The organism is Pedobacter sandarakinus, assembly GCF_026240095.1.
GTDB lineage: Bacteria > Bacteroidota > Bacteroidia > Sphingobacteriales > Sphingobacteriaceae > Pedobacter > Pedobacter sandarakinus.
On sequence record NZ_JAPIVG010000002.1, the window covers coordinates 153,447 to 179,293 of the forward strand.

13 protein-coding genes and 1 pseudogene are annotated in these 25,847 nt (G+C 39.8%); 10 read left to right on the forward strand and 4 right to left on the reverse strand.

Annotation, left to right across the window (positions count from 1 at the left end; translation table 11 throughout):
• Positions 1-96 precede the first annotated feature (96 nt).
• From OQ268_RS06330 to OQ268_RS06345, 4 genes are all read right to left on the reverse strand, one after another.
• On the reverse strand, positions 97-3,327 hold the full coding sequence (locus OQ268_RS06330; protein ID WP_265855272.1) for an error-prone DNA polymerase: 3,231 nt from the start codon (positions 3,325-3,327) through the stop codon (positions 97-99).
• A gap of 12 nt (positions 3,328-3,339) precedes the next feature.
• Positions 3,340-4,836, reverse strand: coding sequence for a Y-family DNA polymerase (locus OQ268_RS06335; RefSeq protein ID WP_265855273.1), 1,497 nt, complete (start codon positions 4,834-4,836; stop codon positions 3,340-3,342).
• Positions 4,833-5,585: an ImuA family protein gene (locus OQ268_RS06340; RefSeq protein WP_265855274.1), complete on the reverse strand. Its 753-nt coding sequence runs from the start codon at positions 5,583-5,585 to the stop codon at positions 4,833-4,835. Before OQ268_RS06340 ends, OQ268_RS06335 begins: the two co-directional genes overlap by 4 nt.
• A 249-nt stretch (positions 5,586-5,834) precedes the next feature.
• A complete protein-coding gene (locus OQ268_RS06345; protein WP_265855275.1) occupies positions 5,835-6,569 on the reverse strand; it encodes a GntR family transcriptional regulator in 735 nt (244 codons plus the stop codon).
• Between the two features lie 395 nt (positions 6,570-6,964).
• Between OQ268_RS06345 and OQ268_RS06350 the strand changes: the two genes are divergently transcribed.
• From OQ268_RS06350 to OQ268_RS06395, 10 genes and pseudogenes are all read left to right on the forward strand, one after another.
• Complete coding sequence (locus OQ268_RS06350) at positions 6,965-8,740, forward strand: class I mannose-6-phosphate isomerase (RefSeq protein ID WP_265855276.1); 1,776 nt, start codon at positions 6,965-6,967, stop codon at positions 8,738-8,740.
• A gap of 4 nt (positions 8,741-8,744) precedes the next feature.
• Positions 8,745-10,112, forward strand: a pseudogene (locus OQ268_RS06355) (sugar porter family MFS transporter); the annotation flags it as partial.
• Positions 10,113-10,228: 116 nt separating this feature from the next.
• Entirely contained in the window at positions 10,229-13,378 is a 3,150-nt protein-coding gene (locus OQ268_RS06360; protein WP_265855278.1) for a SusC/RagA family TonB-linked outer membrane protein, read from the forward strand.
• 24 nt (positions 13,379-13,402) lie between these two features.
• Positions 13,403-15,025: a RagB/SusD family nutrient uptake outer membrane protein gene (locus OQ268_RS06365; protein WP_265855279.1), complete on the forward strand. Its 1,623-nt coding sequence runs from the start codon at positions 13,403-13,405 to the stop codon at positions 15,023-15,025.
• 13 nt (positions 15,026-15,038) lie between these two features.
• Entirely contained in the window at positions 15,039-16,166 is a 1,128-nt protein-coding gene (locus OQ268_RS06370; protein ID WP_265855280.1) for a SusE domain-containing protein, read from the forward strand.
• Between the two features lie 54 nt (positions 16,167-16,220).
• On the forward strand, positions 16,221-17,426 hold the full coding sequence (locus OQ268_RS06375) for a glycoside hydrolase family 76 protein (RefSeq protein WP_265855281.1): 1,206 nt from the start codon (positions 16,221-16,223) through the stop codon (positions 17,424-17,426).
• Positions 17,427-17,449: 23 nt separating this feature from the next.
• Positions 17,450-19,804 (forward strand): GH92 family glycosyl hydrolase, encoded by a 2,355-nt coding sequence (locus OQ268_RS06380; protein ID WP_265855282.1) that lies wholly within the window; start codon positions 17,450-17,452, stop codon positions 19,802-19,804.
• Between the two features lie 26 nt (positions 19,805-19,830).
• The gene (locus OQ268_RS06385; RefSeq protein ID WP_265855283.1) at positions 19,831-21,009 is read left to right on the forward strand and encodes a glycoside hydrolase family 76 protein; all 1,179 of its coding nucleotides are present in this window, start codon (positions 19,831-19,833) and stop codon (positions 21,007-21,009) included.
• 7 nt (positions 21,010-21,016) lie between these two features.
• Positions 21,017-21,877 (forward strand): ROK family protein, encoded by an 861-nt coding sequence (locus OQ268_RS06390; RefSeq protein WP_265855284.1) that lies wholly within the window; start codon positions 21,017-21,019, stop codon positions 21,875-21,877.
• Positions 21,878-22,649: 772 nt separating this feature from the next.
• On the forward strand, positions 22,650-25,847 hold the full coding sequence (locus OQ268_RS06395; protein ID WP_265855285.1) for a SusC/RagA family TonB-linked outer membrane protein: 3,198 nt from the start codon (positions 22,650-22,652) through the stop codon (positions 25,845-25,847).

Below are 25,847 nucleotides of genomic sequence, written 5' to 3' on the forward strand. Positions count from 1 at the left end.
TTTTGTTACATAGGCTGGTTCTTAAAGATTTTTTGTACTTGTATATAGGAACAATGGTTTCAAATATCTTGTATCATTTTTTTTCCAAGTAAAGGATTACTTAAAATTTCTGCCACCATCAAATATTTCCTGTGGGCTAGGCTGGCGTACTTGCGATCTTTTATTTTCACTTGGATAGGGCGGCGATCTTTCGTCACTTCTCGAAAGTGTAAGAATAGGCAGTTTTTCATCATCTTTTGCAGTTAAACCTTTCAATAGTTTAGTGAAATCAAAACATTTAGAAACAATAACATTTACCACCTCACCCTCTTTTTGCACCTTTCCCTCAACCATAAGCAGCCTTGAATGGAGGATTTCTTTTCTGTAGCTTTCGAAAAGCTTTTCGAAAATTACCAGGTTAGAAAAACCTGTCTCATCTTCAATTGAAATAAAACAAACGCCGCCAGCCGTACCCGGACGCTGTCTTACAATCACGAGCCCGGCAACCTTGGCCAATTTACCATTTTCAGTTGCTCTAATTTCTTGGGAAGATTTAACATTAAAAAGTCTAAGTTCCGCTCTAACCAAACTCACCGGATGTGCTTTTAAAGATAAAGCTGTAGAAGCGTAATCTTGCACCACATGCTCGCCTTTACTCATCAATGGCAGTTCTATTTGCGGTTCTTTTTCTGATGATGAAGGTTGCCCTTCAAATAATGCAATGGGTCTGTCTTTTAGTGCAGAAACTTCCCAGAGTGCTTGCCTACGGTCTAACCCAATTGAGCGAAATGCATCAGCATCTGCCAATCGCTCTAACGAGCCTAAGCTAACCCCTGCATCGAGCAGCGAGTGAAGATTTTTGTAACCCATTTTCCGTTTCGAAACCAAGGTTAACATTTCTTCTTCCTTAATCCCTTTAATCTGTCTAAATCCCAATCGCAAGGCGAAGTATTTACCGCATTTTTCCTGAAGAATGTTATCCCAATGGGAAACATTAACATCAATTTCTCTAACAGTTACGCCATGGTTGCGTGCATCTATAACCAGTTGTGCAGGTTGGTAAAAGCCCATGGGCATAGAATTTAAAATAGCGCAAGCAAAAACATCAGGATAATAGCATTTAATCCAACAGGAAACATATACCAATAAAGCAAAACTTGCGGCATGGCTTTCTGGAAAACCATAAGATCCAAAGCCCTCGAGCTGCTTAAACACACGCCTTGCAAAATCTTCGGTATATCCCCTCGAAGTCATGCCTTCAACCAGCTTGTTTTCGAATTTAGTTACCATGCCATGCACTTTGAAGGTTGCCATGCTCCGCCGAAGTTCGTCTGCTTCGGCAGGTGTAAAACCGGCGGCAACGATGGCTATTTTCATTGCCTGTTCCTGAAAAAGTGGAACGCCAAGGGTTTTACCCAATATTTCTTCAAGCTCTTTTGATGGGTAATCTATGGGCTCTTCCTTATTACGTCTTCTTAAGTACGGATGAACCATATCGCCTTGTATAGGTCCAGGCCGAACAATAGCTACCTCGATTACAAGATCGTAAAAACAACTCGGTTTCAACCTGGGCAGCATTTGTTGTTGCGCCCGACTTTCAATCTGAAAAACCCCAATAGTATCGGCATGTGAGATCATTTCATATACCTTTGGGTCGTCTTCTTTATTAATGCTGGCCAAGGTAAGATCAAGATTGTAATGGGCTTTGGCCAAATCAAAACCTTTGCGGATACAGGTGAGCATGCCAAGTGCCAATACATCAATTTTCAAAAAACCAAGTGCATCAATATCATCCTTGTTCCATTCTATATTGGTGCGATTATCCATCCGGGCATGAAAAATAGGGCATAAATCAGTTAGTTTGCCACGGGTAATCACAAACCCACCTGTATGCTGCCCAAGTTGACGTGGAAAACCCATCATTTGGCTAGTAAGAGCAAGTACTTTTACCAAAAGTGGATCTTGTGGATTAAGGCCCTGCTCGATAACGCGATTGCTTTCGAACCATTCATTGGTAAATTCCCAAATGGATGCGGATAGCCTATCGATGGTATCACTCGATAATCCCATAGCTTTTGCTACATCGCGGAGGGCACCTTTTTGATGAAGTTGTGTAACTGTTGCTACAATTGCCGCCCGATCTCTCCCATATTTATTGTAGATGTATTGGATAACTTCCTCACGTCTCTCGTGCTCAAAATCAACATCAATATCTGGCGGTTCATTACGTGCAGAGGAAATAAAACGTTCAAAAAGCAGATCGAATTTGGTTGGGTCGACAGAAGTAATGCCCAGGCAATAACAAATGGTAGAATTTGCTGCCGACCCGCGACCTTGGCAGAGAATTTTCTTCGACCTGGCAAATCTTACAATATCATATACCGTTAGGAAATAGCTTGCATAATTCATTTCCAGTACAAATTTCATCTCGTGGTTAATGTTATCTATTACCTTCTTTGGGAGGGGAGATCCGAACATCTCTGCTGCACCTTTCCAGGTTAGGTATTCTAACTCTTCTTGTGGCGCTCGCTCACCTGAGATGATTTCTTCAGGATAAACATATTCCAGGCTATCTAATGTAAACTGGCATTTCTCAGCAATTTCCAACGTTCGGTCAATGGCATCAGGATACATCCGGAATAACCGTTGCATTTCTTCAATGGGTTTCAGGTGCCTTTCTGCGTTCATCATTAACCTGAAGCCAGCATTTTGTATGGTACATTTTTCCCGTACGCAAGTTAAAATATCTTGAAGTTCCCGGCGTTGAGGATGGTGGTAATACACATCATTTGTGGCAACTAGAGGGATGTCGAGTTTTTTACTTAATTCATGAAGCCTAAAAAGCCGCTTTTGATCTTGCCCTTGATAATTTTTATTGACGGCAAGGTAGAGTGATGCTCCCAGATTGGCTTTGTAATCCTGTAAGTCTGCCAAAAAGTTCTTTGAGAATTGAGATCCATCTGTTAATGCTTCTGGAGGAATAGCAATAAACAAGATGTCTTTTTGGTTGAGGTAAATATCTTTTTTATAAAGAAAACATTTACCTTTTTCGGCACGGAAATTCCCCTCACTCAACATCGCCGATAGGCGACCATAGGCTTCTCTGTTTGTGGGGTAGGCGAGCAGGCCAGGTCCATCTAAGAGCATTAAGTGGCAGGCCGGGATGATAGAAATATCATGCTTTCGTGCCGCAACATGAGCCCTCACGATTCCTGCGAGCGTATTTACATCAGTTATGGCAATTTTTGGGTATCCAAAAGCAGCAGCTTGTTCTACCAGTTCTTCTGGATGCGATGCACCTCTTAAAAAACTGAAGTTAGAGGTGACCTGTAGTTCACAATAGCTCATATCTTAAGATTTTCATGCAAAAAAACCATGGAGAAACCATGCAGATTTGTCTTGATTATAATGTCCGGATCTAAATACCCAGTATCTGCGACCTTGTTCATCTTCCAGAATATAATAATCTCGATGCTCGCCAGGCTCCATCCACCATTCTCTTTCTATTCTTTCTGGCCCGTCAGCTTTGCTCACCAGATGGAGTTCATCCCTGTATCGGAAATTCATTGGAGGGTAATCTGGGATAGGGGCGGTAACCTGTATCGCAGCAGGTTTTTGCAACATTTCCATGGGTCTTGGATTTGCTTTCTGCCATTTAACTTCCGTTTTTTCTTCGAGGGAAATCGCTGCCCTTAGCGACCGTTCTGGCCAATAGTGTGCCTGAGGGATATACCTCCGAATGGCTTGAGCGCCAATTTTGCCGGCAAGCCGATCGAGTAATTCTGCCAGACTTTGATCAGTGAGCCCAGGTTTTCCATTCCAAAATTTTTCTTGATGTACATGAACAGGTTCGCATTTAGTAGCGGTTAAAACAAACAGTTCTATTCCAAGTGCAGGCTCTATTTCATCAATCTTAAGACCAAATAATTTAGCTAAATGCTGTACCTTGTGGGTAGGTTGGTTCGTTCCGATTTTGGTTTCAGTAATTTTCCCATCGAGTCGGTAACCCTTAAGCACCGCAGACCTTATGCCTAAACCTGTTTTCTGGAGTTTACTGCAGAGGTTGTGTAATAATTTTTCAATCGCGATTTCAATAGCCGTTTTAGTGCGTATGGCTTCAAGACAATATAATCGTTCTTCGAAAGGTGCTTTGACTACAATAGGAGTAATAATTTCTTTTTCAGTACCGAGTGCTTGTCCGATACGTGATAAAGTATCTTGTCCAAAACGCCTGCGAAGCATTGCTGTAGGCAGTTGAATAAACTTGCCAATTTTATCAAAACCTAATTTGGCCAAACGCTCTACAACAATACTTTCTAAGCGAAGTGCCGTGGAAGGTAAATTTAAAATTGCATTGTATTGCTCTCCAGGCTGAATAATAGGATTTTTTTTTCCAAATCGGGCAACGGCCCACGCCGTACCAATGGTATCTGCTATTGCACCACGGCAACAATAGCCAGAATCATTAAGTTTTTTTAGAATACTTTCCAGGTATTTGTCTTCTCCGCCCCATAAGTGTGCACAGCCACTTGTATCCAGGATGATCCCATCAGGTAAATCGAGGCAAACCGTTGGTGTATACCTTATGGCCCATTTACCAATGCGTTTCAACAATTTTTTATTGAAATCTATTTCATCATCAAAGGCAAGTATATCTGGGATAATCGCTTTTGCATCAGCTAAGACCATTCCTGCAAACACGCCCATTTCCTCAGCTTTCCGGGACGCAGCGGTTACCATAATCCGATTTTTTTGAGACATCGTAAAAACATAAACTTTGTCTTTTAAACCAGGTTTTTTTATAGCCAGATAATCTGTAAGTAAATTACCAAAATATATACTTAAGTACCTGCTCATGCCGTAAGCCCTCTTTCTGATAAAGTTTTTGTATCTCCTTCACCTTCGATCACTCTAAGATTTAATGATTTAAATCGATCTCCAGACCATTCTATAAAAAACTGACCCCCCTGGCCATTCTTTACTTTTAAGAGATTAACTTCCCAACAGGGATTTCCTACCCCAGGAACATAATCAAAACAATGGCTAGGCTTTGGCTTAATTTGCCAACGAGCAGTACAAGTGGTTGCAGATAGTGCAAATTTTGCTTCTTTTCTTAATAAGATGCCCGTAACCTGGCTTTTCTCTGTAGCCAACTGTAACCTTCTGCTTTGTGCGAAACCTACATCAGATATTTCTGCAATAACACATGCTATACCTTCGCATTTCAGTGCTTCTTCCATTACCCATAAAATTTGTTTATTGTAATAGAGGTCTATGAAGATGATGTGTTGCGGATCTACGCCAAAAGTCTCTAGTGATGGAGGAAATAATTTTCTATTTCTGCTAATCCATAAACAGCAATTTCCATGTTGCATCAATTTAGCTAAAATACCTGCAATAAACCCTTCACTAGCTGCTGCTTCTTCCTGGTTATCTGCCAGAAACTCATGCACAGTACCGGTTGGGAAAACTTTTCCAGGAAAACAATGCTCGATTTCTGCCAAACCAAAATCTTCTTTGCTATTGCTAGAAGATGGATTAAGCAAATGTACCCCTAAGAGTTGTTGCTTAAGTTTAGCCAATATTTCTTGTTTTTCCGCTGTCATGTGGTAATTGCGCAAGTTGGATTACGCAGCTTAATAACAACAAATATAATGCTAAAAATAATAGCAAATACTAATTAAATTAGTAAAGTTTTCAACAGTAATTCGCTTTGCTAGTGTGTTGAATCTGGGTGAGAAATCCTATTGGAGTGTTAAGATCAAGTATTGCTTCAGGAAATATTAGCTAAATAAGAAATTTAGGGGTTGTGCATAAATAATATAAGCGCCTTTGATGGGTTACAGCAGGCCCAACTATTCTCGTCTACTTTCTACGGTGTATACGAAGCTATCGGCTTTATAGTATCCCAAATTATATTCGATTGGTTTTTCATCAATGTCATATACAAAGCGCTTCCTGAACAAAATAGGTGCACCTGGTTTTGTTTCCAATTTATCGGCAATGAACTGATCAGCAACAAGCGCACTTATTTCTTCCTTAGAAACCATAGCAATAATGTTATGTTCTTTCTCAAGCATTTCATACAGCGGCGCTTTATAATCTTCTTCGCCTGTGAGCCCTACATTAGGATGAAAATAGGACTCGAAGTAAACAAATGGTCCTTCTGGTCTGCCTCTCAATCGTACTAACTTCAGAATTTTTTTATCTTCTTTAATTCCCATAAAATTGGCAATCCGTTTTTCTGGAATTACCCAACTTACATGCAATTCAAAGTTTTTTATCGGAATACCTCTTGCACTCATTTCCTGCGAAAAGCTCATCCAGTTCTTAGATTTCGAACTTAAAGACTTCGATTCAGCTACTCTTGTACCTACGCCTTTCTTCCTGATTAATAAACCATCATATACCAATTTATTGATGGATTGACGCAAAGTTGTACGTGAAATAGCTAGCTTTTGTGATAACTCTATCTCATTCGGTAACAGTTTGCCATCAACATATTCGGGCGACTCAATTAGTCTCCGAAGTAATTCTTCGGCCTGAACATGTAAAGGAATTTGACTTTTATGATCAATAGACAGTTTCATAATCATTACAATTATATGAATAAAATCCGTTTTTGAGTCATGTATGTACATAATTTTAGTTTTTTCCATAGAATGATTCTGCCAGAATGTAACATATGGATGTGTTTAATATAATTTCATCAAAAATTATTTGCAAAATTGTTTTTTAATAATACATTTGTATATACATACTATCGAATGTATGATCTAACCAAGTATTCAGTGCAGTCTTGCAAAATGTATCCGGCAATTAAATTATTATCGCTGTGATTACATGTTCAACAAAGCAATTTATACAAGGGTAAAAAGCATCGAAATGAAACTGTCCATCTTTAGCATATGACAGATTTATTATGCTGATTATATAGAGATATAATGAGACTTAACTTAATAATTTGGAAAATTTGAACACAACTATGTCTATAGAAGAGCCAATGAGGAAGACCGAGCAAGAGGTCATGCCCAATAACACTCAATCGATAGCCAGCCCGGATGGCTACGATATTTACCCTTATTTTTCGCTTGGAGATAAGGCTATTTTTAGTGGCTATGATTCGCTTTGCGATTATATTGTTGAACAAAAGACTGTTGTAATTGACGGTTATATAGGTGTGTATTGGAATAGATTTTCTACCGCTTTGAAAGATAGGTTACAGGCTCGGGGATTGAGGTTGAATATAGTTGATGCAGCTTCGTGTTTATTGGAGGAAGAACAGATTGATGATTTAGTAAAACCTTTTTTAGGTGAGAGAGATGCGGTTTGGGGAACCAAAACTTCTTTAACACTCTCAGATTTTTTTAACCTGGATGCGTTAACTGCTAAACAGATTGATCAATCTGCAGACATCAACATCATTATTGGTTGCGGTTCAAGTTTATCTAATTGGGATGCAAAAATTATCTATGTAGATCTTCCTAAAAATGAATTACAGCACCGAATGAGTGCCGGTGCGATTTGCAATCTAGGAAAAACCCAGCCAGATGTACCAACAGAAATGTACAAACAGTATTACTTTGTAGACTGGGTAGTGCTAAACGAACACAAGAAAGGTTTGGTAAATGAAATCAGTGTTTTTGTTGATGCACAGTGGGAAGAAGAAATTTCTTGGTCTACTGGAGCGAAAATTAGAGCTGGTTTACAAGCCATGTCTACTTCGGTTTTCAGGGCACGTCCATGGTTCGCACCTGGTGCATGGGGTGGCCAATGGATGAAAAACCATATGCCACAGCTTGATCGGAATGAAGTAAACTATGCATGGTCTTTCGAATTAATTGTTCCAGAAAATGGCTTGGTTTTCGAAAGCAATGGCGTGTTGCTAGAAGTATCTTTCGATCTGTTAATGTTTACTCAACGTGATAATGTAATGGGTGAGCATGCCCAGACTTACGGCGATGAATTTCCTATACGATTTGATTTTCTGGATACTTTTGATGGTGGGAACCTTTCCATTCAATGTCATCCAACATTAAACTACATCCGTAAAAATTTTGGCGAACAAATTACCCAAGATGAGACATACTACATATTAGACTGTAAGGATGATGCCACTGTTTATCTTGGTTTCCAGGATGATATAAATCCAAGCGACTTTCGTGAAGCGTTAGAAAAGAGCAACGCCACGAGCGAAGCGATAGATATTGAAAAATACGTACAAGTGCATACTGCTAAGAAACACGACTTGTTTCTAATTCCAAATGGAACGGTACATAGCGCTGGCGCACAAAATTTAGTGCTCGAAATTAGCGCAACCCCTTACATCTTCACCTTTAAAATGTACGATTGGGTAAGGCTAGATCTTAACGGTCAACCCCGCCCCATAAATATTGAGCATGCCTTTAATAATCTGGATTTCAGCAGAAAAGGACAAAAAGTAGTTGATGAGTTGATAAGCAAGCCATACGTACTATCTACCGAAGGCGACATGACCTGCTACCATTTGCCAACACATCAAGATCATTTTTATGATGTGCATCGTGTTGAATTTGATACAGAAGTAGAAATTGCTACCGATGGACTTTGCCATGTATTAATGCTTGTTGAAGGGGAGTCGATTATTGTAAGTGCAGCAGATGGCAGGGAAATGCATTTTGCTTTTGCTGAAACATTTGTTGTTCCTTCAGCTGCCAAGCATTATAAAATAGTTAACAAAGGAAAACAACGTGCCAAAGTAATTAAAGCATTTTTAAAATAAGCATATGAGCAATTTTAATGAACAAACAGCGCTGAGCAGCAGTAAAACTTATCTCTATCTGATCTGTTTGGTTGCCGCACTTGGTGGGTTTTTATTTGGTTTCGATACAGCTGTTATCTCTGGAACCATTAGTTTGGTAAAAAACGATTTCAGTTTAAATGCTGTTAGTGAAGGCTGGTTTGTAAGCTGTGCGCTACTTGGCTGCATCATTGGCGTAATAATTTCTGGAAAGTTAAGTGATAAATATGGCCGGAAAATCGTACTTATCCTTTCGGCAACGCTATTCCTAGTGTCTGCTGTGGGCTGCATGTATGCCACATCATTTACCTCACTAATTATTTTTAGACTTGTTGGTGGCTTAGGAATCGGTGTAGCTTCCATGGTATCGCCTTTGTATATTTCAGAATTTGCACCTTCCAGATTAAGAGGAACAATGGTTTCTTTATATCAATTGGCATTAACCATTGGCATTGTAGTAGCTTATTTCACAAACGCCTACCTGGCAGATCATGCTGGGGATGCTCATGAGGGCCTAATGGCAACCAAAATTTTCTCTAGTGAAGTTTGGAGAGCAATGCTTGGCTTGGGTGCAGTACCAGCACTTATCTTTTTACTTGCATTATTCCTGGTTCCAGAATCACCAAGATGGCTTTTAACGAGAGGGCTAAAAGATAAGGCAATGGTTATCCTAACTAAAATCGATGGAAGATTATCAGCAGAAAAAGAAATCAGTGCATTTAAAATAGGAGCAGATGGCGATGATGAGGGTTCTTTGGCTACGCTTTTTAAACCCGTTTACCGTAAAGCACTATGGATTGGATTGCTCTTGCCTTTTCTTTCCCAGGTATGTGGCATAAACGCTGTAATTTACTATGGTCCACGTATTTTAGAGCAAGCAGGTTTTACACTTAATAATGCTCTAGGGGGGCAGGTAACTATAGGGTTAATTAATGTAGTATTTACATTTGTTGCCATTTTTACTGTCGATAAATGGGGAAGAAAACCACTGCTTTACATTGGTGTTGGTGGTGCGGTACTTGCCTTAGTTATTATCGGTATTCTCTTTAGTACCGGAATGACTTCTGGACCATATATTCTTATTTTCATATTGGCTTTCATTGCTTGCTTTGCATTCTCTTTCGGGCCGGTTTGCTGGGTTGTTATTGGAGAAATCTTTCCTAACGGAATAAGGGGAAAAGCCATGTCGCTGGCAACGTTAACCTTATGGATTGGCAATTTCTTTGTTGGCCAACTCACGCCAATTATGCTTGAGGGTTTAGGCGCATCCTGGACTTTCTGGATTTTTGCCATTTGCTGCTCACCGGCACTTTACATTACGTGGAAAGTTATTCCTGAAACCAAGGGGCGCTCTTTAGAAGAAATTGATGCGCACTGGCAACATGAATATTCAAAATCAATTAAATAATAATTAATACCCCTAACCATATAATACAAATGCCAAATGGCATCCACACTAATTAAAATGTTATGAGACCCAAACTTTACAGACTTAAAAAATTAAAACGACTTCCGCTCCGGCCGTTGGTCGTGCTGTTAGCGGCACTAGCGCCTGTTACCTATGCTAGCGCAACAGGCATCGGTTCTATCGCTTATCACAATGCAAATCGGTTAGATATTTCTATTACTGGAAAGGTAACTGATGAAAAAGGGCTTGGTTTACCTGGTGTAAGCGTACAGGTTAAGGGAACTACAGCCGGTGCGGTTACAAATGCAGACGGAAACTTTACGCTTTCGGTGCCTGATAGCCAACGCAATGGTACGCTAACATTTTCTTACTTAGGCTACATTAGTCAGGAGGTAGCTATTTCTAGTAGAAGCACTATAAACATTCAGCTAAAGCCAGATGCAAATAATACGTTAGATGATGTAGTGGTTGTTGGTTATGGTGTACAGAAACGGGTTTCTATTACTGGTGCCGTAAATACTATCGATGCCAAAAATATAGAAAACAAGCCTGTTTTAAATGCTTATCAGGCATTACAGGGAGAGTCGCCAAATTTAATCATCCAACAAACAAATTTAAACCCGGGTAGTAACGTAACAGTTAATATTCGTGGTGTAGGAACCCTTGGAGATAATACCCCGCTAGTGGTAGTAGATGGAATTGTCGGTGGAAACTTAAACACCATCAACCCAAATGATATTGCAAGTGTTTCGGTATTGAAAGATGCTGGTTCTGCTGCTATATACGGTTCTCGTGCTGCTAATGGTGTAATCTTAATTACTACAAAAAGCGGTAAATTGAATCAAAAGACTTCAGTTTCTTACAATGGAAGCTACGGTATTCAGGATGCGAATGTATTGGTACACAAAGTACCTGCCTGGGAGAATGCCTATTACAAAAACGAGTCGTTGGTAAATTCAGGCTTAAGCCCGGCTTATACGCCAGACCAAATACAACAACTTAAAGACCAGGGAAATGGTACCTGGGATATAGAGCATTTGTTACGCACTGCTCCACAACAGGCGCATAACTTTAGCATTGCAGGTGGTGGTGAGAAAAGCGCTTTCTATGTTTCTGCGGGTTATCAAAATCAAGAGAGCAATTTCATAGGTAATGGTGGCGATGGGGCAAACTTTGGATACCAAAAGTACAACATGAGGTTAAACCAAAGTAATGTGATGGGTAAGTTCAAAACCAATTTTATCCTCCTTTATACTAAAACACGCAACAAAACCAATAGTGTTGGCGATAACAATATCTTCGCTGATGCCAATAGGGTTCCTTTAAATTATAGTTGGCAGGATGAGAATGGAAATTACCTCACCAATCCGGTAGCTTCTCAATATAATGAATATGGGGTTCTAGAAAGAGGTGGTTTTAATCAGGCAGATAATGATGAGATTTTTGGATCGTTCAATGGTCAGTTTAATATCACCAATGACCTTAAAATAACTGGAGAGTTTGGTGGAACATTGCAAAACAATGGTACATTTTTCAGGAGAACGCAAGTAAACTATTTGCCTTCAGGTGTTTATGGTGATGATCGTTCGGTTTTAGATGCAAACAGTAAATCGCAATTATTTAACACGAAACTTTATTTAGAATATGCTAAGAAGATTTCGCAACACGACTTTAAAGCGCAATTCGGTGCATCTAGCGAAAGCTACTCTCAGAGAGGTTTTCAGTTACAAAAAACGCTTACAGATCAATTGTTAGGAACACCAACTACAGGCACCTTAGTAGATGCAATTAATTCAAATAATAGCTTGGCTATCAACGCGAATAGTTTACTATCACTATTTGGAAGATTAAATTATTCATATAATGATAAATACCTTTTAGAAGCCACAGCACGTTATGATGCATCTTCGAAATTTGCTAAAGGGAATCGCGGCAGCTTTTTTCCATCTGTGAGTGCTGGATGGTTAATCACCCAAGAAGATTTTATGCAATCTATTAAAAGAACGGTAAATAGCTTGAAACTTCGTGCCTCATACGGGGTGTTAGGTAACCAGAATGTAGGTAATTTCCAATATCAAACTACGTACTTTAACTATGCTAGCGCCTATGGTTTTAACAATGTTCCAGTAGGTGGTGCCGGTACGCTGCTTTCTAACAGAGACCTTACATGGGAAAAGGCATCAACATTTAATATTGGTATTGATGCTGGGTTTTTCGACAACAAACTAACGGCTTCATTCGATTACTTTAACAAAGTTACACGTGATATTCTTCAACCAAGACAAGATATCCCAGCTATTTTTGGAGCCGCTACACCAGATTATAATGTGGCAAAAGTACGTAGCAAAGGTTGGGAGGCATCATTAACCTATAACCTTCGTGGGGAGAATGTAACACAAAGCTTTAGCGTGAACGTAGCAGATAACCAGAATAAATTATTACAACTTTCGGGTGGCGCTACCGAGCAAATTATCAACCAGGATGTGTTTCAATTGCTAAGAAGAGTAGGAGAACCTATTACGCAGTACTACGGTTACGAAACAAACGGCTTCTTCCAGAATCAGGCAGACATCAATAACTCTCCAAAAATTGCAGGAAACCTAGTAGTACCTGGCGATTTAAAATTCAAAGACTTAAATAATGACGGTATTATTGACGAGAAAGATAAAACGGTTTTAGGTAATCCTTTTCCACGTTATACTTTCGGGTTTACTTACAGGTTGGCTGTAAAAGGATTTGATTTACAATTGTTCATTCAAGGTGTAGGTAAAAGAGAAACTTTCTTAAGAGGAGAATTGGTAGAACCTTTCCATTATGGTTATGGCGCAACGTTGTATGAACATATGACGGATTACTGGACACCATCTAATCCAGATGCACGCTATCCAATATTGGCTAACATCGGCTCGCCATCTAATACCAATAACTGGCGTACCGGATCTGATCTTTACAAATATGATGCTGCTTATGCAAGGCTGAAAAATGTGAATATCGGTTACACTATTCCGCAGGCTACCACTAAAAAAATTGGTATAGAGCGTTTACGTGTCTCCCTTATCGGCCAAAACTTATTCACCCTAAGCAAACTTAAATTCATCGATCCGGAAACTTCAGAGTTTGGTAACAATGTAAGTACTGGCTCAAGTTCAAACAGTGCACGTCAGTATCCGCTACCGATTTTCTACGGTGCTGGTCTTGATATAACTTTTTAATAATAACGGTTTAGAATTATTGATATGAAATTCTTCAACAGAAATATAATGATGGCCATTGCGGTTTTCGCACTTGCAGGTTGCAAGAAACTGGACATCGCACCCACAGACAGGTTCTCTGACCTTACATTTTGGACCGTTGACGTCAACGTGACCAATGCTTTAAACAACAACTACAGTTTGCTTTATAACAGTTCGTTATTCTTCGAGCCTGAAGCACTATCAGATAATGCTTATTCTCCGTCTGGTGATCTTAACCTCATTGCAAGTGGAAATGCAAATGCTCTTACTGCAAAGTTTCAGAACGATTGGGCAAGCTATTATCGCACCATTAAATCGGTTAACATCTTTTTAGAAAATATCGATCAAAATAAAACATTGCCCGCTGCTACCATTGCAAGAATGAAAGCCGAAAACCAATTCATGCGTGCTTTTGCATTATTTAACCTGACCAAATGGTATGGCGATGTTCCAATTCCTGACCATAACCTTACGCCAGAAGAAGCACAAGTTATTCCACGTAGCAGCAAAGATGCAGTGAATGCTTTCATTATCAAAGAGCTTGAAGCCGCAATTCCAAATCTGCCGAGCAAAGATCAGCTGTCTGCCAGTGAAAATGGCAGAATAACAAAAGGTGCTGCACTTGCGTTAGAAATGAGAACATACCTTTACCAGGGAAACAAAATGGCCGAGGTGGTTGCCGTTGGTGAGAAGTTAATTAACAATCAATCTACTTATGGTAGTTATTCGCTAGCACCAAGTTATAGTGCCCTGTTTAGCGATCCGACAACCAATAAAACGAATAACGAAAGTTTACTATCACTCCAATACGTTCCAACTGTAAGAACATGGCAGAACTTTTGGGACTTTGCACCCAGAACAGTTGGCGGCCGGGTGAGCAATATGGCACCTACACAAGAACTGGTAGACGATTACATTATGTTGAACGGCAAAGGGATCAAAGAATCTGGATCAGGATACGTAGAAACTAACCCATACATTAACCGCGACCCACGCTTAACTGCTACGGTTGTATACGATCGTTACCAGTGGGTTAACGCGAATAACACCATTAAAACCATCTACATCAGACCAGGCAGCGATCCTGTTCAGCCAGGATTAGATGAGTACTCACCGGGTTCGCAGAGCGCTTCGGCAACTGCTTACTATTGGAGAAAATATTTTGATCCAAGTGCATTATCTAGTTTTGTTTCTGGTAATAACCTGCATCTATTTAGGTATGCCGAAGTATTGCTTAGCTACGCCGAAGCTAAAAATAGTTTGGGGCAAATGGATGCTACCATCTGGGCAAAAACAATTGGTGCCTTAAGAGCAAGAGCAGGTTTTACAGATCCTGCAGCTTTAGCATATCCTACGGCTGATCTTACGAATATTATACGTCGAGAGCGTCGTGCAGAAATGGCAATGGAAGGCTTAAGAGTAGATGACATCCGCAGATGGAGAACAGCGGAAATTACCATGAACGGTTTTGCACATGGTGCCAAGTTTGCAACGGACCAAACCATTGACAATGGATACATCAGAACACAACAAAGGAAATTTAACCCACAGCGAGATTACCTATGGGCAGTTCCATCGAGCGAGAGAAGTCTCAACAAAAATTTGACTCAAAATCCTGGATATTAAAATTCAATTCAACATGAAAAATCTAAGAATATTAACCGTCCTAATGGTACTATGTTCCATTTTATTTACTTACTGTAAAAAGGACACTCGTGCATTAAATGAGAATTTATCTGGAAACAGCACTTTGTCATTACCTGCAAACCAGCAAAGCCTTAAGTTAACCCCTTCAGATGCAACAGCATCCTTACAGTTTAAATGGAGTCCTGTTAGTGGCGACGATGGAGGTTTAGTACTTTACGAAGTGGTATTCGACAAAGAAAGCGGCGATTTCAGTAAGCCTGTTTTCAAAATAGTTTCTGCTGGTGGTGGTATACAGTCACAAGTTAACATCTCTCACAAAGATTTAACTAAAATAGCTGCCTTATGCGGGATTGGCTCATCGAGCACAGGTAATGTAAAATGGACCGTTTTAGCATCCAAAGCTAGCAACAAGGTTATGGGGCAAGACCGCAGAACATTGAGACTGGAACGATCAGCTGGTTTTGCTGAAGTACCTACAGACTTATACATCACGGGTACCGCTACAGAAACCGGAGATGATGTAACAAAGGCGATCAAATTGAAAAAGGTTGAAGATGGTGTTTTCGAGATTTACACCTCGCTAAAACCTGGAACTTACCAGCTTACAGATAAGCCTACAACGGCCGGAAGAAAATTCTATGTTGATAATGCGGTAGTGAAAGAAGGAACATCAACCATCACCGTTTCTGGAACTACAAAGCCTTATTACCTTAAGTATGATTTCAATGTGGCAACAGTGGTTGATGCGGTGGAGATCCAAAGTCTCGGTTTGTACATGTCTGCATATGCTAATGAGATTGGCCAGTTAACCTACAATGGAAACGGTACGTGGCAGTCGGCATCTATTCCGGTTGTTTTCTATCAATTTTCTTGGGGCAGAGACGAGCGCTACAAGTTTGCCATGCACACCAACTCCGGAATACGTTATTTAGGAAGCAGCAATGTCAATAATGTAAGTCCGGCGGGGCAGGGCGCACCATATTTCTACCTAAATCCGGTAACAAACGATCAATGGAACAATACTTACAAATTTGATCCATCGGCAGATAATAAAAGTGTTAAAGTTACCGTAAATCTAAGTACCACTGGTGCTTACACACATACAGTTACCACACAATAATAAATTTAAATTCCATCGGTGGCTTGCTGCCGATGGATAAAATCACCATTCGCCATGAAAACACTTCCCGTAAAATACTTATTCATCATGTTAATGCTTTTTTGCATATCGTGTAAGAAAGAATCAACTCAAGTTCCCGTTACCCCACCACCTGTAGAACCCCCGGTAGTGCCTGGTGCGCCGGTAGATTATCTTAAGCTTGCTAAAGAGACCCATACTTTTACAGTGAATAACTTGCTCACCGCTAGCTATGGTTACAGGGCAAATACCACGTCGCATTCCAATAATTGCTACGAATGGTACAATGTAAGTCAGATTTATGCAGATGCCGCAATGGTTGGTATAGGTGAAACAAGTTACTTAGCTTACATGAATAGTACATTTAAGTTTATGGAAAACATGTGGGATAAGCGAGATTTACGTGGCGGATATTTTGCTTCAGTAAATTTAGATGGTAGTGGTGCCGCTGGCGATAAATATGTTGATGACAATGCGCTTAGCGGAATGGTATACCTTGAAGCTGCAGAAGTTACAACAGGTGCAGACAAACAGGCATATCTAGCGAAGGCTAAGGCATGTGGAGATTGGTTGATTAGTAGTGGGTTATGGGATAATGTATACGGTGGCGGATTTTGGTGGAATACTGCCAAGCCAGAAAAACCAACGCAAACCAATGGATTAACATTGCAGTTATTTCTAAAACTCTATAGCCTTACAGGCGATACCGTTTATAGAGACTGGGCCATACAGGTAAACAATTGGATCAATTCAAAAATGTTCGATATTAATACAGGTTTGTACATCTGGAAGATAGACGGAGCAGGTGAGGGTACTAAACGCAATGATAAATTCACATACGATAATGCGATCATGGTGGAGGCTTTTCTTTTGTATAGCAAAATCATGAACGACCCATCTTATTTAACAAAAGCACAAAACCTGGGTAGGGCTATGAATACTACTTTATGGAATGCCGTTTACAAAGGTTATGTATTTAACACCGCCGAAACAAGAATTAATCCCGCATGGTGTGCATGGGGGTCGCAAGCGATGATTAGATTATATGAAACAGATAAAGATCCAAGCTGGTTGGTTTATGCAAAGGAAAACATCAACCGTTTAAATATAGCAAATAGAAATGCAACAACTTTAGGTTACTATTTCTTTGCAGGCTTTGATGGGCAAAGCAGGTCTCCTGAAATAGAAACTGTAGATCAGGCCTGGATGCAACGTCTTCAGGCACTACTCTCTAAATACTAGTAAATAAAATCGATTTATACCTCATGAACATAGTCAACAAATCCCTCTTAATCTTAGCGTTATCTCTTTTTTTAGTTCCCGCATCCTATGCTCAAGATCTATTAAAATTTGTAAATCCGAATATTGGAACAGCACATAGCAGGTGGTTCTTTTACACACCTGCTGCCGTGCCTTATGGAATGGCCAAATTAGCGCCATCTACCAACGGAAGTTACGGTAACCTGCAAGGCTGGGAGGCTGTAGGCTACGACACACGTCACAATTCAATTGAAGGATTTGTACATTTCCATGAATGGCAGGTTGGTGGAGTAAGTTTTATGCCTACTGGCGGAACTTTAAAAACAGTACCGGGGACATTGGAAACACCGGGAAGTGGATATAGGTCGGCTTTTGATCGAAAAAATGAGATCGCACAACCTGGTTACTATTCCGTGATGCTTGATGATTATAAAATCAAGGCAGAACTTACAGCAACAGAGCGTGTTGGTTTTCATCGCTATACTTTTCCACAGAGCAACCAATCTCGTATTATCTTATCTATCGGCAATGTTCAGGGAGAAAGCGGCCCAGTAACTGATGCGGAAGTAAAAATGATAGATGATACCCATTTCGAGGGCTATGTAATTACTTACCCAAAATATGTGAAAACCTATGATGAAGGCGGAAGGGTTGCCATGTATTTTTATGGTGAATTAAATAAGAAACCAAATGGCGTGGGTGCTTTTGATAAGCTTAAAACGGATGAAAATAGCCGTGTGGCAAAAGGCGAAGGCGCAGGTCTCTATCTTAATTATCAGACTAGAGCGAATGAAACGGTAGAAATTAAAGTCGGCCTTTCTTATACCTCTATTAACAATGCCAAGCTTAACCTGGGAACAGAGGCTGCCAACCTAACTTTTGAAAGTGCAAAAGCTGCAGCACAAACCGAATGGAGGGCACAACTTGGAAAATTAAAAGTAACAGGAAATAACAACGATGATAAAGTTAAGTTTTACACCGGTTTGTATCATGCATTGCTAGGCCGTGGAATAGCAAGCGATGTAAATGGTAATTTTCCAAGACATGATGGTACCATTGGCCAACTGCCTAAAGATGCGAAAGGCAAATTCAGTTACAACTTTATGAATACTGATGCCATTTGGGGAGGCTTTTGGAACCTAACACAGCTTTGGGCGCTATCTTACCCAACACATTACAGCGATTTTGTACATACGCAACTTGAAATATATAAAGAAAGAGGTTGGTTTGGAGATGGAATTGCAAATAGCAATTTTGTTTCAGGTGTTGGAACCAACTTTGTAGGATTAGCCATTGCGGGCGCTTATAATGCGGGCATTAGAGATTATGATGTAAACCTCGCTTACAAAGCTGTGTTGGGAAATGAACTTGGCTACAAAGATAGGTTAGTTGGTTCCGGCAAGCTTGATACAAAAAGCTTCGTTGAGAAAGGTTTTGTACCTTATTTAGAAGCCGACAAAACAGATGCTACTGGTTCACATTTCTCTGGTTCACATACCTTAGAATATAGCTACAGCGCATTTGCTGCAGCACAGTTTGCTAAAAGTTTAGGCAAAACCAGCGATTATCAGAAATTAATTGGTTTATCAAACGGTTGGAAAATCATCTTCGATAAAGATTTAAAATTAGTACGTCCGAAAATTTCATCAACAGAATTTGTAGATAAATTTGATCCACTTCAAGCCTGGAGGGGTTTTCAAGAAGGGAATGCTACGCAATATACGTTCTATGTACCTCAAAATCCTGATGGCTTAATTAAAGAAATTGGGAAAGAAACGTTCAATAAAAGGCTGAATAATATTTTCGAGACTTCGCAACAAAATGCTTTTGGTGGCGGGAAAACAATTGATGCTTTTGCAGGGATTCAATCGCTTTATAATCATGGCAATCAGCCCAACTTGCATATTAGCTGGTTGTTTAACTATTCTGGTGCACCTTGGTTATCTCAAAAATGGACAAGGGCAATTTGCAACGAGTTTTACGGAACAGAAAGCATCCATGGATATGGTTATGGACAGGATGAGGATCAAGGCCAACTTGGATCTTGGTACGTGATGGCTTCAATGGGTTTGTTTGATGTGAAGGGCCTTACCGACAGCAGACCAACTATTCAGATTGGAAGTCCGTTGTTCGATAGATCTGAGATCATCCTTGGTAATGGTAAAAAGCTTATCGTGCAAACAAAGAATAATAGCAAACAGAATGTTTACGTGCAGTCGGCACTTTGGAATGGCAAGGTGTTAAATAATGCGTGGCTTTACCGGGATATTTTAATGAAAGGTGGCACACTGCAACTTACCATGGGCAGCAAACCAAATAAAGCTTGGGGTACTAAACTTGCTCCACCATCGCAACAGTAAAATAAGGTTGCTTAAAATCTAAGTGGATGAAGTATATTTTGTTAGTATCTATCTTGTTTTTATCGCTGAAAGGTAGCGCTCAAAAAGCTTACTATAACGAGCTTTATGCACAACGAGCAGATAGCATGTTTGTTAAAATCTGGAATTATTACCACATCAAACAGTATCCAGGGCTATTTACGGAGAATTATCCCTCAGGTAAAAATGTAGCACTGGATTATTTCCAGGGTGCACAGGTTAATGAAAAACCAGTGAGTTTCTTGTGGCCATTTTCAGGTATGTTTTCTGCGGCTAATGTGCTCATTAGGTTCCCAAAACTTAAAGTTAGATACACTAAGTTTTTAGATACGCTAACTCATGGAGTGCTGGCTTATCGAGATACCTCTCGACTGCCGGTAGGCTATCAGGCTTATCCTGCAAAATTAGAAAAGGCCGATCGTTATTATGACGATAATGCATTGGTTTGCATAGATTATGCGGAAAGCTTCCTCAATACCGGAGATGCCAGTTATATCCCTAAGGCAAAGGAAGTATTTTCCTTTATTACCACTGGCTGGGATGAAAAATTGGGTGGAGGCGTATACTGGCTCGAGGGACATAAAGATCAGAAACCGGCTTGTAGTAACGGAATGGCAACATTAGCGGCACTGAAATTATATCAATGTACAAATGATACCCTTTACTTAAACTGGGGTAAGCGTTTTTACCAATGGATGTTTATGCACCTTAGAAATAAGGAGGGCATTTATTACAATGATATTAAGATGGATGGGAAAACTAACCCAACGTATTACACCTATAATACAGGTTCCATGTTAGAAGCATCTGTTTTACTTTACAATATTACCAAACAAAAAAACTATTTGGATGAAGCGCACTTGGTTGCAAAAAATGCTTACAATTTCTTCACTGTTAGCAAGGGGAAAAAAGACCTACAGTTCCAGATTGATTTACCATGGTTCGTTACCGTACTTTTTCGCGGTTATGAATCTCTTTACCACATTGATCATAATCCCGAATACTTGAAAACAATTACTAAAGATTTAGATAGGGCATGGGTAACTTCAAAAGATAAATATGGTTTAATAGCTGCGAAATGGGCTACAGATGATGCAGCTAAAAAGAAACCCAAGTGGCTTTTAGATCAAGGTTGTATTGCTGAGCTCTATGCGAGAATAAGTTTGTTAAATATCAAAAACGACTAAAATAAAAATGAATAAAGACGTTGTCTTGGGTGTAGATATTGGCGGTTCACATATTACCGCCGCACTCATCAATATAAAAAATGGTTGCATCATAGATGGCTCTTTACAACGAAGTAAAGTAAATGCCCAAGGCAGTGCAGAGGAGATTATAAGTTCTTGGTGTAAGGTTATGCAAGCGAGTCTTGGCTGTGCTGATCATGCTGGAAAAATAGCTATAGCCATGCCTGGCCCGTTTGATTACCACAATGGGATTTCTTATGTTAAAGATTTGGGTAAGTTTGATCGCCTTTATGGCTTAAACGTGAAATCGCTTATTCTTGAAGCTCTGAATATGCCTATAGAAAACATTGTTTTTATTAATGATGCAGCCTGCTTTCTTCAAGGAGAACTTTACCACGGTTCGGTTACAGATAAACGCAACGTAATCGGATTCACCCTCGGTACCGGCTTCGGTTCTGCTACAAGCATAAATGGGTTGGCTCAGGATGCCGAATATTGGAAGTATCCTTTCATGGGTGGTACTTGCGAAACATTTTTCTCTTCTAGGTGGTTTGTGGCGAAGTATCAGCAATATTCTGGTAAGGCCATTATGGATGTAAAAACCATTATTGATGAAGTAGAGATTGCTGAACCCATGTTGCGGGTTTTCGACGAATTCAGCATGAACTTGGGGGCTTTCCTATCTAAATTGCACAAGCAACAATCATTTGAATGTGCAGTAATTGGCGGCAACATCGCGAAAGCTTCTACGCTTTTTCTCCCACAACTACAATCGTATTTACAGGCACGATCGGTAGACTTTCCTATAAAAATTTCTAAACTTGGCGAAGACGCCGCCTTAATTGGAGCTGCATGTGCAATTGCCTGAAGTGTTTAAGTGGAGTTGTAAGTTTTCCCATGGATTAATCTTAGTGCTCATCAGGCATTAGCCGTAAACTTTAAAAGCGATTGAATCTGCAGCCCAAAGGTTTGCGGATTTTTTTGCTTAATGCGAATTTAAATAACTTTACTATTGTATAAGATCCTGGTAGCTAAAATGTTGTTCAGTGGTAAGTAATGCAAGCCGTTAGCAGAACTTTCTAGTTTGTTAAGTATTGAAATTCTAAGTTATAATTATCTTTCCTGTCGATCTGATACGCTAGCAGCCACAATATCATCAATGTAAAGAAAGTGGAATGCGCCAACTTACAATCGCTCATCTCCTACATAACTGAGCAGTTCAAGCTGAGGACAATGCGATCCTAAAACTATTTTCCATTCATGCCGGAATTTAACTGGCTGAATAGGAAAGGCAGTGCAATAAATAAAAATAGCTTGGATACACCACCTCATTACAGATGCAGCAAGGGGCTTTTAATTTTCCGGCAATGCCACAACCGAATTTAAATGCTTGTGTCCATAATTTTTTCGCTTTTTTTTAATGTGGTTTTAGCGTATTACCGAATTTTTCTCACCGGTGATTATCTATAAGTAAATCAAGTAGTTATTAAAAAATACTAATGTGCATTAAGCGTATTAAAAAATTTATAAATATCTATATATCAGGTATTTACGATAATTTTTATTTGGATTTAAGCTAATGAATATTCTATATTTACCTCGCCAAAAATTTTGGACTATCAACAACCAAATTAAACTGTATGAGGAAAATTCTACTGAAAAGAATTTTGCGGAAAATATCTGCACTGATAATGTGGTGTCTATTTCTGCAAATTAATGCACTAGCTGCTCGCCCAAATAAGCCTGAGCTAAATCATCTGGCAAGCTATCTAATTTCATCAACTTCAATAGCTAATCTGCCGCCAGCTTCTTTATTGTTCGCAGATGTAACTGGGGTGGTATTAGACAGTCAGGGCTACCCATTGCCCGGCACCAGTGTTCGGGTTAAAGGATCTCAAAATGCAGTATCAACCAATGAAGATGGTAAGTTTGCTATGCGAAATGTTGCGCCAGATGACATTCTGGTTATAACTAGCATAGGTTACAAAGAGCAAGAGGTTGCAGTTAAGGGACGAACGAACCTGCAAATTACATTGGAAGAAGATACCAAGGGACTAGAAGAGGTGATTGTGGTGGGTTACGGAACACAGAAAAAAGCGAGTGTAACCGCGGCAATATCGCAAATCAGTTCGGAAGATATCATGAAATCGCCAACGCCTAACCCAACCAACAGTCTTATTGGTAGGTTACCTGGTTTAATTGCAGTACAAACGAGTGGTCAACCAGGCGCAGATGCTTCTACAATTAGAATTAGGGGTATTGCAACTTTAAATTCTGCCTCTGCATCTGCCATTGTAGTAGTAGATGGTATCGAGCGACCAAGTTTTGCAGATGTAGATCCCAATGAGATAGAAACGGTATCTATTTTAAAAGATGCTGCGTCCACAGCGATATACGGGTTGAAAGGGGCTAACGGCGTAATCGTAATCACTACTAAAGTTGGTAAGATCGGGAAACCAAGGGTTACCTACACTGGTAATTATGCTGCGCAAACTTATACCGGTTTAGCTGTTGGCTTGCCTGCTTTGGAGAATGCAACCCTGCTAAATAGGGCATATTTGAACGATAATAAGGCAGCGCCTTTTTCTGATGATGCCATACGGAAATTTGCTGATAAATCTGATCCGATAGGTTACCCAGACGTGCAATGGTTTGACTATTTGACCAGGAAATATTATTCTCAAACGCAGCACAACATCAATATCAATGGCGGAACAAAAATTGCCAAATACTTCGTATCTGCGGGTTATTCATTTCAGGATGGTATTTTTAAAAAGTTTGATTCTCCCTATGGGATTAACACTGTACCAAATTACAACCGTTACAATTTCAGATCGAATGTTGATTTAACCCTGAATAAAGATTTCACTGTTGGTATTAAACTTGGAGGTCGTTTTGCTAACCGATACCAACCTTCAGGTTTGTTATCTGCTTCTGCTTTCTCTTACGATACCATTGAAGGTATGATCTCTCGGATTTTACAGGTACCTGCGTACGCATATCCGGTAACTTTACCTGATGGAAGAATTACTGCTAATCCAAATGTTGGTACCAATATCTGGAATCCATTTGCAATTCTTACCCGTTATGGTACCCGTAACGATGATATAAATACGATTGAAAGTACTTTTAATTTAGATTACAAACTGGATTTTGTTACCAAGGGCTTGTCGTTTAAAACCATTTTTGCATATGATTCTTATTACAACAATGTTGAAAGAAGGAATGCCAACTGGGCAGCCTATGTTTTTAATCCAATAACCAGGGAGGCAACTTTATCTACTGATACACGCAATAGAGATGAACCACTGGGTGCTGTACAAAATGGAGGTGTAACATCTGGTAGCACCAACATGAACATTCAAACTTCATTTAATTACGCAAGGACTTTTGGTAAACACAGTGTTAATGGAATGATTCTGGCTCGGAGAGAATTGATTCGTACTACGGGTGATAACTCATTTAGTGCACCGCCCAGGGCAGCTCAGGGTTTGGCGGCACGGTTATTCTATGAATATGATAGCCGATATATTGTCGAGGTAAATGGCACGTATAACGGTTCAGAGAACTTCGCCCCTGGATTGAGATACGGTCTGTTTCCTTCCATTTCTGCAGGATGGACATTAACCAACGAATCCTTTTTCAAAAAGAATAACCTGCTAACCTATTTAAAAATCAGGGGTAGCTACGGTTTGGTTGGCAATGATAGAATTGCAGACCAGCGATTTCTATTCCTTACATCATACTCAGCAAATGCTGCCTCCCCATTTGGAAATCCACTATCTATAACCAATTTTCCTACTTTGTTTATCAATTCCACATCATTGGGTAACGATCAGGTAACGTGGGAAACTGGCTATAAAAGCAACATCGGCCTAGAGGCCCGTTTGTTTAAAGATCATTTAAAACTCAATGTGGACTTGTTTGACGAAACGCGAAAAAACATTTTAACAGCGGCGCTGAGCGGATCCCAGCTTTTTGGTCATGCCTATCCGCGTTTGAATGTGGGTGAGGTTTACAATAAAGGCTATGAAGTAGAATTGGATTATCAAGCTAACATCGGGCAGGTATCACTTGGTTTGAATGCCCAAGTTGGTTATGCAAAAAACCAGATTGTTGAGAATGACGAACCTGATAACCTCCCAGATCGGGATGCTAGAAAAGGCAAAAGCGTTGGCCAATTTATTGGATATAAAACCGACGGCTTTTATACTTCTCAGGCAGATATAGATGCGTCGCCAAAACAGCAAGGTTTTAATCCTATACCTGGCGACTTAAAAATGAGAGACTTAGATGGCGATGGTTTAATCACTACATTAGATCAAACATCGATCGGCTATACCAATAATCCCGAGTACGTTTACAGTTTTACACCTCGGGTTGCTTTTAAAGGGTTCAGCCTATCCGTAATGTTTCAGGGCGCTGCCCATGTAAGTTCTAATGTAATCCTATCGGAACAGAATAATGGTCAGCAGATGTATCCATTCATGCTGAATTCATGGACACCAGAAAACGCAGCAACAGCCACTTGGCCGGCGCTGCACTCTAGAGGTACAGCATCATTAAACTATGCACTAAATGATTTTACGCTGCAAAATGCTGCTTACCTAAAAATCAGGAATGTTGAAATAGCTTACAACCTACCCAAAGCTTGGTCTACTGCTTTAAAGCTGAGCAACATCAGGATTTTTACAAACGGACAAAATATTTATACATGGACCAAATTTAAGATGTATTTAGATCCTGAGAATTTGAATGTGGTAAACCAGACTTTTCCACTGCAATCTCTTTACCCAAGTTCCAGAGTTTACAATTTTGGATTGAACATTAATTTTTAA

Coding starts and splice junctions, on each gene's coding strand:
- OQ268_RS06330 (WP_265855272.1), bottom strand. CDS start 3,327: ATGAGCTATTGTGAACTACAGGTCACCTCTAACTTCAGTTTTTTAAGA.
- OQ268_RS06335 (WP_265855273.1), bottom strand. CDS start 4,836: ATGAGCAGGTACTTAAGTATATATTTTGGTAATTTACTTACAGATTAT.
- OQ268_RS06340 (WP_265855274.1), bottom strand. CDS start 5,585: ATGACAGCGGAAAAACAAGAAATATTGGCTAAACTTAAGCAACAACTC.
- OQ268_RS06345 (WP_265855275.1), bottom strand. CDS start 6,569: ATGAAACTGTCTATTGATCATAAAAGTCAAATTCCTTTACATGTTCAG.
- OQ268_RS06350 (WP_265855276.1), top strand. CDS start 6,965: ATGTCTATAGAAGAGCCAATGAGGAAGACCGAGCAAGAGGTCATGCCC.
- OQ268_RS06360 (WP_265855278.1), top strand. CDS start 10,229: ATGAGACCCAAACTTTACAGACTTAAAAAATTAAAACGACTTCCGCTC.
- OQ268_RS06365 (WP_265855279.1), top strand. CDS start 13,403: ATGAAATTCTTCAACAGAAATATAATGATGGCCATTGCGGTTTTCGCA.
- OQ268_RS06370 (WP_265855280.1), top strand. CDS start 15,039: ATGAAAAATCTAAGAATATTAACCGTCCTAATGGTACTATGTTCCATT.
- OQ268_RS06375 (WP_265855281.1), top strand. CDS start 16,221: ATGAAAACACTTCCCGTAAAATACTTATTCATCATGTTAATGCTTTTT.
- OQ268_RS06380 (WP_265855282.1), top strand. CDS start 17,450: ATGAACATAGTCAACAAATCCCTCTTAATCTTAGCGTTATCTCTTTTT.
- OQ268_RS06385 (WP_265855283.1), top strand. CDS start 19,831: ATGAAGTATATTTTGTTAGTATCTATCTTGTTTTTATCGCTGAAAGGT.
- OQ268_RS06390 (WP_265855284.1), top strand. CDS start 21,017: ATGAATAAAGACGTTGTCTTGGGTGTAGATATTGGCGGTTCACATATT.
- OQ268_RS06395 (WP_265855285.1), top strand. CDS start 22,650: ATGAGGAAAATTCTACTGAAAAGAATTTTGCGGAAAATATCTGCACTG.